Here is a 13,056-nt window from a genome sequence, read left to right on the forward strand (position 1 = left end):
CGGACCTCCACGCGGTGAACGCTCTCCCCGAGTAAAGACGCGAAATGACGGTGGCGCGCGGCCTAGCGACCACCGCCACGGCCGGCCAGCAGCAAGCCACTGACGATCAGCGCACCGCCCAGCCAGTGATAAGACTGCAGGCTTTCGCCCAGCAACAGCCAGCCGAGGATGGCGGTGAAGACCGGCATCAGGTAGTTGCTCATGGCCGTGCGGGCCGGGCCCAGTTCGCGCAGGCCGATGTTCCATAGCTGGTAGGCCAGCACCGAGGCGAACAGCGCCGTGTAGCCGATGGCCGAGAGGTTGGCCAGGTTGGGCTCGAAGCGCGCCCCCTGCCACAGCTCCCAGGCGTACAGCGGCGCCAGCATCAGCAGGCCGAGCAGCACCAGCGCGCCGAGCAGGGTGAGGGGCGGCAGTTGGAAGTGCGCGCTCCAGCGCCGCAGCAGCAGCGAGTACAGGGCCCAGTCGAGGGTGGCCAGCACCATCAGCAGATCGCCTTCGGCGAAGGACAGGCTGGCCAGCACCTGCCAGTCGCCCTGGGCGATCAGCCAGAGCAGGCCGAGCAGCGCCAGCAGCAGGCCGAGCCAGGCCTTGCGCGCCGGCCACTCGCCGAGCAGCAGGCCGGCGCCGATGAAAGTGGCCAGCGGCAGGCAGGTGCTGACCAGGCTCAGGTTGATCGCCGCAGTGCTCTGCGCGGCGGTGTAGAGCAGGCAGTTGTAGGCCGTGATGGCCAGCGCGGCCAGTACCCACAGGCGCCAGCCGGCCTGGCGCAGGCTGTGCCGATGCCGCCAGAGCGAGGGCGTGACCAGCGGCAGGAGGATGGCCAGGGCCACGGCCCAACGCCAGAAGGCCAGCGACAGCGGTGGAATGGCGCCGGTGAAGGCGCGCGCCACCAGCGAGTTGCCGGCCCAGAACAGGCTCGCCATGGCCAGCCCGGCCCAGGCCAGAACGGCACCGCGGCTCAGGCCCGCGACCAGGGTTCGGGCTGGCTGTTGCGCATCGTTCATGCTCACCTCCGGGTTCGCCGGGCACCTTACGAAGGGCGTCGGGGATTTACAAGCGAACTCCGGAGCGACAGCGGCGCCATGCGCCACCGCTCGCTCGGTTCAGTGTCGGTAGCGCTCAGTCGAGCAGGGTGCAGGCCATCACCAGGGCGTCCTCGCGCCCGCCTGCGGCCGGGTAGTAGTCGCGGCGGCGGCCCACTTCGTTGAAGCCGTAGCGCTCGTACAGGCGGTAGGCGCTCTGGTTGCTGGCACGCACTTCGAGAAAGCACACCCCAGCCTGGAGCTCCAAGGCGCGGCGCATCAGGTGCTCCAGCAACAGCAGGCCCAGGCCCTTGCCCTGGCTCTGCGGGCGCACGGTGATGTTGAGCAGGTGCGCCTCGTCGAGAATGATCTGGATGATGCCATGGCCGATCTGCTCGTCGCCGTCGAACATCAGCCAGCAGTCGTAGGACTTGAGGCCGTCGGCGAACAGGCTGCGGCTCCAGGGATGGCTGAAGGCGGCGTTCTCGATCTGCACCACGCGGTCGAGGTCCGCCTCGGTCATCGGGCGGAAGCTGATGGCGCCGTTCATACGGATGCTTTCCAGCGCGGCATGATGCGGCGCATGGCACGCCAGACATCGGCCTTGCGCTCGGGCTCGTCCTGCAGCAGTTCCAGGCTCGGCAGTGCCCAGGCGGCGCCCAGGCCCTCGACCTGCAGCTCGCGGCAGTAGGCCTCCTCGTCCGCCTCGCCGGCGAAACGCACGGCGGGCAGGCCGATCAGCCACAGGCAGCGGCACGGCTCGGCCTCCAGTTGCCCGGCCAGCACGCCCTGCACATAGTCGCGGGCGGCGTCCGGGCCCTGATCCATGTTGCCGCGCGCCAGCAGCGGCCAGCGGATCGGCGAACCGTCGCCGACCTGCTGCGGCGCATCCGGCAGGCCGGCGGCGCGCAGCAGGTCCTTGAGCAGCAAGTAGGACGGGTCGCGACTCTGGAACGGCTCGCCGGTGGCCAGCTCGACCAGCAGCGCGCAGTCGCCGGCACGCAACAGCTGCAGGGCGAAGCGTGGCGGCGGGGCGACAGGCTTGGCCTCGACGGCCGGCGCTTGTTCCGGCTCGGGCTTGGCTTCGGGCTTGGCGAACACCTTGGCCGCCGACGTCGGGCGCGGCACTTCGATGGCCGGGCGGGCCGCCGGCTGCTGCACAGGAGCGGGCGCGGCGGCCGGCTCGGGAACAGAACCGACAGGCGCGACTTCCAGCTCCGGCTCGGGCGGCTGCAACAGCTCGGCTCGCGAGGGTGCGGCGAAGGGCAGCTCCACACGCGGCAGCCAGCTGGCCACCTGCATGGCGCTCAGATAGGCACGGCGGCGCAGCTCGCTGATCAAGAGCGAACCTGCGGACGCGGAGTCAAGGGGATGCGGCTCAAAGGCTCGGGCCTCGGGGATGACACAAAGGCGGCCATTGTCGCGTGAAACGCGGCGAGCGGAAAGCCGCCCAAAGCAAAGCCCCTCTCCCCCGCCCCCCTCCCGTACACGGGCGAGGGGAGATAAGCGTTGTAGCCCGGGGAGTTGCCGGCTTCGGGCTACGAAGAGGGTGCAGACGGCACTGACCCCCCCTCTCCCGCCGGGAGAGGGTTGGGGTGAGGGAAAGTGGCGAGTGGCTCCAGACACCCTCGCCCCTGGCCCTCTCCCAAGGGGAGAGGGGAAGGATCTAGCACCTTAGTCCATATGAAATCTGGGGCGGAGTTGCCGGCTTCCCGGATTGCATCCAGGCTACGAAGAGGGTGCGGACAATACCTTCCCCCTCTCCCCTTGGGAGAGGGCTGGGGTGAGGGGAAGCGGTGAGTGGCTCCAGCCACCCTCACCCCTGCCCCTCTCCCGCAGGGGGAGGGGAACGGCTCAGAATGCACAAGGCCCGCCATGGGGCGGGCCTTGCTCGGCGGATCAGAGCGCCTGATCCCAGGGACGGTCGCCGTGCTCGTCCTTGATGCGGGTGGGCAGGCCCATCACATCAAGCAGCTTGAGGAACGGCTCGGCCGGCAGCTCCTCGACGTTGACCATGCGCTGCGCATCCCACTCGCCACGCGCCACCAGCAGGGCAGCGGCGACCGGCGGCACGCCGGCGGTGTAGGAGATGCCCTGGCTGTCGGTCTCGGCGAAGGCCTCTTCGTGGTCGGCCACGTTGTAGATGAACAGCTCAGTCTGCTTACCGTCTTTGGTGCCTTTGACCAGGTCGCCGATGCAGGTCTTGCCGCTGTAGCCCGGGGCCAGCGAGGCCGGATCCGGCAGCACGGCCTTGACCAGCTTGAGCGGCACAACCTGCTGCCCTTCGGCGGTGGTCACCGGCTGCTCGGAGAGCAGGCCGAGGTTCTTCAGCACGGTGAACACGTTGATGTAGTGGTCGCCGAAGCTCATCCAGAAGCGCACGTTCGGCACATCGAGATGCTTGGACAGCGAGTGCACTTCATCGTGGCCGGTCAGGTACAGGTTCTGCTCGCCCACCACGGGCAGGTCGTCGGTGCGCTTGACCTCGAACATGCTGTTGGCGGTCCACTGGCTGTTCTGCCAGCTCCAGACCGTGCCGGTGAATTCGCGGAAATTGATTTCCGGGTCGAAATTGGTGGCGAAGTACTTGCCGTGCGAACCGGCGTTGACGTCGAGGATGTCGATCGACTCGATCTTGTCGAAGTACTGTTGTTGCGCCAGAGCGGCATAGGCGTTGACCACGCCCGGGTCGAAGCCGACGCCGAGAATCGCTGTGATGCCCTTGTCCTGGCATTCGGCCAGGTGCTTCCACTCGTAGTTGCCGTACCACGGCGGGGTTTCGCAGATCTTGCTCGGATCTTCGTGAATCGCGGTATCCAGATAAGCCACGCCGGTATCGATACAGGCGCGCAGCACGGACATGTTGAGGAAGGCCGAGCCAACGTTGATGACGATCTGCGATTCGGTCTCGCGGATCAGCGCCTTGGTCGCTTCCACGTCCAGAGCATTCAGCGCGTAGGCCCGGATTTCCGCGGGCTGCTTCAGGCTTCCTTTGGCCTGCACGCTGTCGATGATGGCCTGGCATTTGGAGATGTTGCGCGACGCAATTGCAATGCGACCTAACTCGTCATTGTGTTGCGCGCACTTATGGGCCACCACCTTGGCAACACCTCCTGCACCAATGATAAGAACGTTCTTCTTCAATTCGTTATCTCTCCTTTACCCGTACACCAGCCTCAGGAGAGGCTGGAGAGGTAATCGTCAAAGGTAAATTCGCGAACCACCTCGACGCTGCCGTCGAGCTGCTTCACCACGATGGACGGCATTTTCAGGCCGTTGAACCAGTTCTTCTTGACCATGGTGTAGCCTGCCGCGTCGATGAACGACAGCCGATCGCCGATGGCCAGCGGACGATCGAATTGGTACTCGCCGAAGATGTCGCCGGCCAGGCAGGACTTACCGCAGACCATGTAGGTGTGCTCGCCTTCGTTGGGCGCCATCTTGGCGTTGAGGCGGTAGATCAGCAGATCGAGCATGTGCGCCTCGATCGAGCTGTCGACCACCGCAAGATTCTTGCCGTTGTACAGGGTGTCGAGCACGGTGACCTCCAGCGACGCACTCATGGTGATCGCCGCCTCGCCCGGCTCCAGGTAAACCTGCACGCCGTACTTCTCGGAGAAGGCCTTCAGCCGCGCGCAGAAGGCATCCAGCGGATAGCCCTCGCCGGTGAAGTGGATGCCGCCGCCGAGGCTGACCCACTCGACCCGCTCAAGCAGATGAGCGAAACGCTCCTCGATGGTGCCGAGCATCTTGTCGAACAGCTCGAAGCTGCCGTTCTCGCAGTTGTTGTGGAACATGAAGCCGCTGATCTTGCCCATCACACCGGCAATTTTTTCCGGGTCCCACTCGCCCAGGCGGCTGAACGGCCGCGCCGGGTCGGCCAGCAGGTAGTCGGAGCTGCTCACCTGCGGATTCACCCGCAGGCCGCGGATGGTGCCGGAGGTTTGCGCCTCGAAACGCTGCAACTGGCCGATCGAGTTGAAAATGATCTTGTCGCAGTTGGCGACCATCTCCTCAACCTCGTCGTCGGCCCAGGCCACGCTGTAGGCATGGGTCTCGCCGGCGAACTTCTGCCGGCCGAGCTTGAGCTCATATAAAGAGGAGGACGTGGTGCCGTCCATGTACTGCTGCATCAGGTCGAACACCGACCAGGTGGCGAAGCACTTGAGCGCGAGCAGCGCCTTGGCCCCGGAGTTTTCGCGCACGTAGGCGATCTTCTCCAGATTGACCAGCAGCTTCTGCTTGTCGATGAAGTAGTACGGCGTCTTGATCATCTCGTAGCCCCGGCAAGGTCGACCAAAGGAGGGTTTTGGCCCCCCCAAGAAAAAGAGGACGCGAATTGTGCCGACAACCGGCGCATATCGAAAGAGCAGTGTGCATTTTTCGATCAATGGGGGCGTATTTTCAGCCTGCCGCAGGGGCATGACCGCGACATGACGGACGCGGGTATCGCCCCCGGATCGATACGCTACAATCGCCCCCTTTTGACGGATATCACGGCCTCGCGATGATCGATCCCAAGCGCGTACTGCGCGCCCTCGCCGAGCACTGGACGCTGCTCGAACCGCTGTGCGAGCGTTTCGACACCGGCACCCTGAGCCTGGTCGAGCTGCGCAACCAGCTCGGCACGCAGCTGCCCGAAGGCTCTGCCGCCGACATCACCGCCCTGCTCGACCAGTGGATTCGCCTGGACATCCTGGTGCCGGTGGCCAAGAGCCCCAACCGCTTCGAGCTCAATGCGCAGATCCACGACTTCCTCGCCTACCTGCGACGTGAGCACCGCCTGGGCCTGTGCCTGGAGATCGAGGCCTACCTGCGCCACCTGGAACGCCTGGCCGGCTATATCCAGGACGCCTTCGAAGTGCGCGACGGCAACGACCTGGCGCGCCAGCTGCGCCTGCTCGATATGCGCGTGCGCGACGTACTGAAGAAGCTAGGCAACGACGAACAGGCCCTGGTCGGCGTGGCCGAGCGGGCCAAGACCTCGGATCGGCAGATTCCGCTACGCCAACGCTACGCCGAAGTGCTGGCGACCTGGGACGAATACGTCGAACCGATGATCCAGCTGGTCTCCGCCGATGGCGCCTTCGAACAGGGCGTGCGCCGCGTCGAGCAGGTGCTGCTCAAGCTGCTCGGCGAGCAGCAGCGCCTCGGCCAGCTGGTCGACGACGACCTGCTGCTGCGCACCCACGCGCGCATCCTGGAAATGCAGACCGTCGCCCAGCTGACCCTGCGCAAGGCCCGCGAGCTGCTGTTGCCGCTGCGCGAGGAAGCGCGCCGGCACAACGCCGTGACCCGTGGCGCCGCGCTGGCCCTGTCGGTGATCCGCAAGAAGGGCCTGGACGCCCTGCCGCAGGCCTCGATGCCGCTGTTCAGCCGCCCGCAGAGCACCTTCCTCGGCACCGCCAGCCAGGTGGAAAGCTACGTCTACGCCCTGGCGCGCTTCCAGCCCAAGCCCAACCAGTTCCCCAAGGCCAGCGGCACCCGCAAGGGCGCCGCACCGCAGGCGCCACGCACCGCGCGCGAGATGATCGAGCGCTGCGAGCAGGCCCTGCCGCTGCCGGACCTGATGACCTGGCTGCTGGAGCAGGAACCGGAAGGCGCCACCGACGAGCTGCTCTACTGGTTCTCGCGCCTGTCGCGCGACAGCCGCTTCCAGCGCGAGCGCCTCGAGCGCCGCGACTACCTCACCCGCGAGCACCAGGTCAGCCTGAGCTCCTATGCCCTGGTGGGCCGCCCCCATGCCTGAGCTCCACACCGCTTGCCTCCCTCTCCCCCTGGGAGAGGGCCGGGGTGAGGGCCAGCCGCCCGCCTCGAAGTCCCTCACCCCCAGCCCCTCTCCCGACGGCAGAGGGGAGTCGCACCTGCGAGTGACCGCATGAACATCGATCTGAAAGAACTCACCCAGCTCGCCCCGATCTTCCGCGAGCTGTTCAAGGGCTACCACATCAGCCGCGCCGCCCCCGAGCTGTACACCCAGCTCAGCGCCCAGCAGGACGCCTACCGCGCGCTGTTCAAGTCGCTCGGCTACGAACTGGTCTGCGACAGCCGCGGCTTCTATTACTTCGTCCCCGAGCAGATGGGCGCGCAGGTCAACAAGACCGCCCAGCGCCTGGCGCTGTTCACCTTCATCCTGGTCGAGCACCTGGCCGACCAGGGCCGCGACCCGCTGGCCGTGCTCGATGGCGGCAGCCTGGGCCGCGACGAGCTGCCGCCGCTGCTGGACAAGTACAAGGACCTGTTCCTCCAGGCCGAAGTGATCAGCGTTGAGGAGCTGGAGGAAAAAGTCATGCGCCGCCTGACCCAGCTCGGCTTCGCCATTGAAGAAAACGGCGTGTATCGCTTCCTCGCGCCGATGCACCGCTTCCTCGACGTGTGCCTGTCGGTGCAGCAGGACCGCGACCTGGCGGCCAGCCTGCACAGCAACCTGCCGCTGCCGACGCCGGAACTGGTGGTGGACGAGGCCGAGGATGAGATCGTGCGCATCGAGCCGCCGGCCGAGCCCGTCGCCGCCACTGCAGAAGAGTCCGAGGAAGACGCCCTGGCCCGCGCCATGGCCGAGGAACGTGAAGCCCAGGAGATCGACGCATGAGCCAGGAACGCTACGGCATCCGCCGCTTTGCCCTGATGAACACCGCCGGCTACAGCCTCGGCATCTTCCCGCTGGAGAACCCGCTGTCGGTGTATGGCGCCAACAACCTGGGCAAGTCGGCGTCGATCAACGCGCTGCAGTTCCCGATCCTGGCGCGCATGTCCGACATGAGCTTCGGCAAGTACAGCCTGGAGCAGTCGCGCAAGTTCTACTTCGCTTCCGACACCAGCTACATCCTGGTCGAGGTCGCCCTGCCCCACGGCCCGCACGTGATCGGCGTGGCCGGGCGCGGCCCGGGCGGCGGCTTCGGCCACCAGTTCTTCGCCTACCAGGGCGAGCTGGACCTGCAGCATTACCAGCAGGACGGCGTGTGCCTGCGCCAACGCGAGCTGTTCAAGAACCTCGGCCAGGCCGGCATCACCCCCTATGAGCTCAAGCCCGAGGAACTGCGTCGCCTGCTGGTCGGCGGGCATACCAGCATCCCGCTGGACCTGTGCCTCATCCCGCTGCGCTCCACCAGCGAGCAGAGCCTGAAGACCTTCCGCGCGCTGTTTATCAACCTGCTGCATATGCGCGAGATCACCGCTGCGAAGTTGAAGCAGCTGTTCCTCGATGCCTTCGAACACAGCCTGCGTTCGGGCAGCGTCGACTATATCGCCGCCACCGAAGAGGCCTTCCGCGATGTGCGCCGCATGGAGCAGGACTACCAGGCGCTGGTCGCTGCCGGCCCGTTGGTCGAGGCGCTGTCCGGTGGCGTGGCCCAGCGCGAAGTGCTGCGCGGCAAGCTGCATCGCCTCTCGCCGCTGCTGGATAATCTTCTCGGCACCTGGCACGACTACGCCGATGCGCGCAAGGAAGAGCTGGTGATCCAGGCCGAACACTACAGGCGCGAGCAGGACGGCCTGCAGAACGAACAGCGCGGCGGCACCGCCGAACTGATGCGCCTGGAGCGCGAGATCAGCGAGATCCAGCGCTGGCTCGGCGAGCTGGCGGTGCTGAAGAACCGCTTCGCCCTGGTCACGGATGCCAAGGTACTGGAAGAGCAGCTGCTCGCCGCCAAGGACGCCCACGACGAACTGGCCGGCGCCCTGGCCCAGTCACGTCAGTTCTCCAGCGAGGACCTCGACGAGCGCGTGCGCGATCTGGAGAAGCGCCTGAAGTCGGTCAGGCAGCAGCTCGATCACGCCGACAACAACAGCTACTCGCGCCTGCGCGAGGAGTTCAGCCAGGCCGACGTCGATCGCCTGATGCGCCTGTTCAATGGCCAGCTGTTCAGCCTGCCGCTCGGCGAGAAAGGCATCCAGGCCGAGGGCGAGGATTGGGTCAAGGCCGTCGAGGCGGTGCTGGATCGCTTCAAAGGCGACACCTTCGCCGTGCCGGGCCTGTCCATCGACCTCTCGCACATCGAGCCGCCGGCCCTGCAGGCCCTGGCCGACCGCGCAGCCCTGCGCGACCAGAAGGATCGCCTGGAACGCGAGCTCAAGCAGCTCAAGACCCAGCAGGCGGTGGCGGGCGACCGCGCGGCGAGCAAGGCCCAGGCCGAGCAGCTGTACCAGGCCGTGCTGGATGCACAGAAGGCCCTGGAAGATTTCCGCAAGTGCCAGACCCTCTCGGTCGAGGAGCCTACCAAGCTGGAACAGCTGGCCCAGGCCGAAGCGGCGCAGGACGAACTCAAGCGCGCCGCCGACGCCTTCGCCGAGCGCGTGCAGCAGCTGTCCGCCAAGCTGCAGCTGATCGGCCGCCAACTGGCCGATCTGGAAGCCAAGGAACGCACCCTGGAAGACGCCCTGCGCCGTCGCCAGTTGCTGCCGGCCGACCTGCCATTCGGCACGCCCTTCCTTGAGCCGGTGGACGACTCGCTGGACAACCTGCTGCCACTACTCAACGACTATCAGGACACCTGGCAGGCGCTGCAGCGCATCGACGGCCAGATCGACGCACTGTACGCCCAGGTGCGTCTCAAGGGCGTGGCCAAGTTCGACAGCGAGGAAGACCCGGAGCGCCGCCTGCAGCTGCTGGTCAACGCCTATGCGCATCGCCAGGACGAGGCCCTCACTCTAGCGAAGGCCAGACGAGCGGCGGTCACCGATATTGCCCGCACCCTGCGCAACATCCGCAGCGACTACGACAACCTGGAACACCAGCTGGCGCTGTTCAACCGCGAGATCAACAAGCGCCAGGTCTCCAACCTTTCGAGCTTCCGCATCGTCCTGGCGCCCAACCGCGACGCGCTCAAGCACATCGACCAGATCATCCACAGCGCCGGCCAGTACGAGGAAGGCGAGACCCTGTCGGTGTTCGACCTGTCGCAGTCGGCCGAACAGGACGCCAGGAACGAAGAGGCCAAGGACTACCTGTCGCGCCTGGTCGCCGCCAACGGCAACCAGTTGGGCCTCAAGGACCTGTTCGAGCTGGCCTTCGAGATCACCAAGGTCGGTGGTCAACCGGTGATGCACACCGACATCGATGGCGCAGCAAGCAACGGCACCACCATGACCATCAAGGCACTGACCAACATGTACCTGCTGCTGCACCTGATGGACCGCGAGCAGGCCGGCAAGGTCCGTCTGCCGTATTACCTGGATGAGGCGGCGGATATCGACGAGCGCAACCAGCAGGCACTGATCGAGACCAGCCTGCAGCTGGGCTTCGTGCCGATCCTCGCCTCGGTGAAGCCGCAGGTCTCGGCCCACGTGGCCATCGACCTGGAAGGCGGCAGCGGGCCGAACGGCATCTACATCGACGAAGCGGACTGGAAGTTCATCAAGCGTCGCGAGACGCGCACGGCCTCGGTCGAGGAAGCCGAGCCGGCCTGAGTTTCAGGTAAACGAAAAGGGCCGCTAATGCGGCCCTTGTCACTTTGCTTGCCCGAGCTGGCTACTTGTTCTCCAACGCAATCTTCGGCGCCCAGTGCAGCCAGAGCTCTTGGGGCTCATCGTGCAGGGCAAAGGTCTGCCCCGGCTGGGCCGGCCCGCCCATCTCCGGATTGTTCGGCGTGGCGAAGGCGATGCCGCCCTCCAGCAGTGCCTCCAGGGACTCGGTGCGCACCTTCACGCCCTTGAACAGCCCCGCCTCCACACCTATGCCGCTGGCATTCCAGAAGCGCGTTCCGGAGCGCACCAGGGGCGCATAGCGCGGCTCGATCAACACATGGATCAGCACCCGGTCGGAAGTCGGCCCCAGCTCGAAGTCGGTGACCTTGCCCACCGGCACCTCGCGATAGCTCACCAGCACGCCGGGCTTGATCGAGCCCCGGCGCAGCGTGCTGAGGACCAGGCGCAGCCCGTCCTCGCGCACCTCGAGGCTCGGGGCCTGCTTGCGCGCCTCGAAATAGAGCTGCTGTTTGCCAGCCTTGGGCGCCGGCAAAACCTCCAGATACTGGCCGCTGACCAACGTGTCGAGGTTCGCGGTACGAATCAGACCGAGCTCCGGCTTGACCACCCAGAACTCGCTGCCGACGCTGGCGATACGCCCGCTCGCCTTGACGATGCGAGCGTTGAGCAGCACGGCCTGCAGATCGTCGGTCAGCTCGACGCTCTCCACCTTACCGACCTCTATGCCCTTGTAGCGAATCGCAGTGCCCGGATTGATGCCATCCCCGCTGAGCACCCGAATCTGGATCGCCACCCCCTCCTGCACCGCCGCCTCCCGACTCGAATGCAGGGTGAAGCGCTGCACCTTGCGCGTAACCGATGCCTTGGGATTAGGCGTTTCGAAAGTCACGCCTCCGGCCAGCAGGGTCTGCAGCGACTCGCTCTTGACCTCTATCCCGGAGGAGATGCCGCCCTTGAGGGTGATTCCACTGGCGTTCCAGAAGCGCGTGGAACTGTTCACCAGACTGGCGTACTCCGGCTCGATATGAGCTCCCAGCACCACCCGCTTGCGATCCCGGGAGAACTGGTAACTCTGAATCGAACCGACCCGGACCTGACGGTAGAGAATCGGGCTGCCGACCTCGAGGGAGCCCAGGTTGTCGGCGAATAGCACCAGATGCAGCCCCGGCGCATCGACATCCAGCGGCGGCGCCTTGGCCCGCGCGACGAAGTCGCGCAGCGCCGTGCCGCCCTTGGGGCCTGGCTTGATGGCGATGTAGTTACCCTTGACCAGCGCCTCAAGCCCGGTGATGCCCGCCAGGGAGATCGAGGGCTTGACCATCCAGAACTCGGCACCCTCGGTCAGATAGTCCTCGGTGCGCGGATCGAGGGTGAGCTCGACCGAAGCCGAGTTGAGATCCTCGGCCACCTTGATGGTCTTCAGGGTGCCCACACGCACCCCCTTGTACATGACAGGGGTGCGGCCCGGATCGACACCTTCATAATCCGCCAGCTTGAGCGCCACCTTGATGCCGGCCTGGGCGGCATCGAAGTCTTCATACAGGCGGAAAGGAAGGGCCGGATCGGTGGGGGGACTGTCCTTGCGGTGCTCCGGCGTGGCGAAGGCTATGCCGCCGGCCACTATGCTGGTGAGCGACTCCGTGCGAACCTTGACCCCCGACAGCCCGGCATCGATGAACACACCACTGGCATTCCAGAAGCGCGTGTGCTTGCGCACCAGGCCGGCGAACTCGGGCTGGATGAAGACCTTGACCTCCACCGTGCTCTGGTCTTCGGCCAGTTGGTAACTCTTCACCCGGCCGACCTGGATCTGCTTGTAGAACACCGGGCTGTCGCGATTGAGAGACCCCAAGCGCTCGGCCTTGAGGGTCAGATGCAGGCCGGGCACGCTATCGGCCAGTGGCGGCGCCTCGGTCAGCGCAACGAACTTGCGAGTCGGTTCCCCATCCCCGGGGCTGGCGGTGATGTAATTGCCCGAGACCAGGGTCTCGAGGCCTGTGATGCCAGCCAGGGAAACGCTGGGTTTGACCAGCCAGAAGCGCGTGTTGCTGCGCAGATGCAGCTCGACCCGCTTGTCCATCTCCAGAGTGACCCTGACGCCGCGCTGCTGTCCCTGATCGTCCAGCTCCATGCCGATCACCTTGCCTATCGACATGCCCTTGTAGATGACCTCGGTCTTGTTGACCTGGATGCCATCCCCCGACGGGAAAAAGATCTGAATCTCGATACCCGCTTGCGCGTAGGCCCGCCAGGCCAGCCAGCCACCGATCAATAGGGCGATCAACGGCAGTATCCAGATGGCAGACCAGTTGGTGGTACGGCGGGTCTTCGCTGAACTTAGCTCGGTCATGCAGGAAGGCTCCATTTTCCAGAGTGCAGGCCTGGAGGCGTCTCGTTAGCCGCTTTTAGTCTCACTGGCTGACAACAGGGCTGGCGCAAGCCTAACGCATAGCGCACTAGCCTGCTCGTCGCTTTTCCCGCGCGCAAAAGCCAAACCCCCAGCCGATGTCTCGACTGGGGGTTTGGGGATAGGAGCTTGACGATGACCTACTCTCACATGGGGAAGCCCCACACTACCATCGGCGATGCGTCGTTTCACTGCTGAGTT

9 protein-coding genes are annotated in these 13,056 nt (G+C 65.7%); 3 read left to right on the forward strand and 6 right to left on the reverse strand.

Annotated features, from left to right (window positions below; genetic code table 11):
- Nucleotides 1-62: 62 nt before the first annotated feature.
- The 5 genes from AAFN46_RS11430 to AAFN46_RS11450 all read right to left on the reverse strand — a co-directional run bounded on the left by AAFN46_RS11430 (nucleotide 63) and on the right by AAFN46_RS11450 (nucleotide 5,296).
- On the reverse strand, nucleotides 63-1,004 hold the full coding sequence (locus tag AAFN46_RS11430) for a DMT family transporter (protein ID WP_347808811.1): 942 nt from the start codon (nucleotides 1,002-1,004) through the stop codon (nucleotides 63-65).
- Between the two features lie 115 nt (nucleotides 1,005-1,119).
- Nucleotides 1,120-1,572 carry a ribosomal protein S18-alanine N-acetyltransferase gene (gene rimI / locus AAFN46_RS11435; protein ID WP_347808812.1) on the reverse strand — a complete coding sequence of 151 codons (453 nt, stop codon included), beginning with the start codon at nucleotides 1,570-1,572 and terminating at the stop codon, nucleotides 1,120-1,122.
- Nucleotides 1,569-2,363 (reverse strand): energy transducer TonB, encoded by a 795-nt coding sequence (locus tag AAFN46_RS11440; protein WP_347808813.1) that lies wholly within the window; start codon nucleotides 2,361-2,363, stop codon nucleotides 1,569-1,571. Before AAFN46_RS11440 ends, rimI begins: the two co-directional genes overlap by 4 nt.
- A gap of 558 nt (nucleotides 2,364-2,921) precedes the next feature.
- Nucleotides 2,922-4,166, reverse strand: coding sequence for a saccharopine dehydrogenase family protein (locus tag AAFN46_RS11445; RefSeq protein ID WP_347808814.1), 1,245 nt, complete (start codon nucleotides 4,164-4,166; stop codon nucleotides 2,922-2,924).
- Between the two features lie 32 nt (nucleotides 4,167-4,198).
- Nucleotides 4,199-5,296, reverse strand: a complete 1,098-nt coding sequence (locus AAFN46_RS11450) for a carboxynorspermidine decarboxylase (protein WP_347808815.1) — start codon at nucleotides 5,294-5,296, stop codon at nucleotides 4,199-4,201.
- Nucleotides 5,297-5,529: 233 nt separating this feature from the next.
- Here AAFN46_RS11450 and mksB point away from each other — a divergent pair, with 233 nt between their 5' ends.
- From mksB to mksF, 3 genes are all read left to right on the forward strand, one after another.
- Nucleotides 5,530-6,771, forward strand: coding sequence for an Mks condensin complex protein MksB (gene mksB, locus AAFN46_RS11455; protein WP_347808816.1), 1,242 nt, complete (start codon nucleotides 5,530-5,532; stop codon nucleotides 6,769-6,771).
- A 129-nt stretch (nucleotides 6,772-6,900) separates the two neighbouring features.
- Complete coding sequence (gene mksE / locus AAFN46_RS11460; protein ID WP_347808817.1) at nucleotides 6,901-7,614, forward strand: Mks condensin complex protein MksE; 714 nt, start codon at nucleotides 6,901-6,903, stop codon at nucleotides 7,612-7,614.
- Entirely contained in the window at nucleotides 7,611-10,430 is a 2,820-nt protein-coding gene (gene mksF, locus AAFN46_RS11465; RefSeq protein ID WP_347808818.1) for an Mks condensin complex protein MksF, read from the forward strand. Before mksE ends, mksF begins: the two co-directional genes overlap by 4 nt.
- Nucleotides 10,431-10,491: 61 nt before the next feature.
- On the opposite strand, the gene AAFN46_RS11470 is transcribed toward mksF, so the two are convergent.
- On the reverse strand, nucleotides 10,492-12,798 hold the full coding sequence (locus AAFN46_RS11470; RefSeq protein WP_347808819.1) for an MlaD family protein: 2,307 nt from the start codon (nucleotides 12,796-12,798) through the stop codon (nucleotides 10,492-10,494).
- Nucleotides 12,799-13,056 lie beyond the last annotated feature (258 nt).

The organism is Pseudomonas sp. CAU 1711, from assembly GCF_039888625.1.
Taxonomy (GTDB): Bacteria; Pseudomonadota; Gammaproteobacteria; order Pseudomonadales; family Pseudomonadaceae; genus Aquipseudomonas.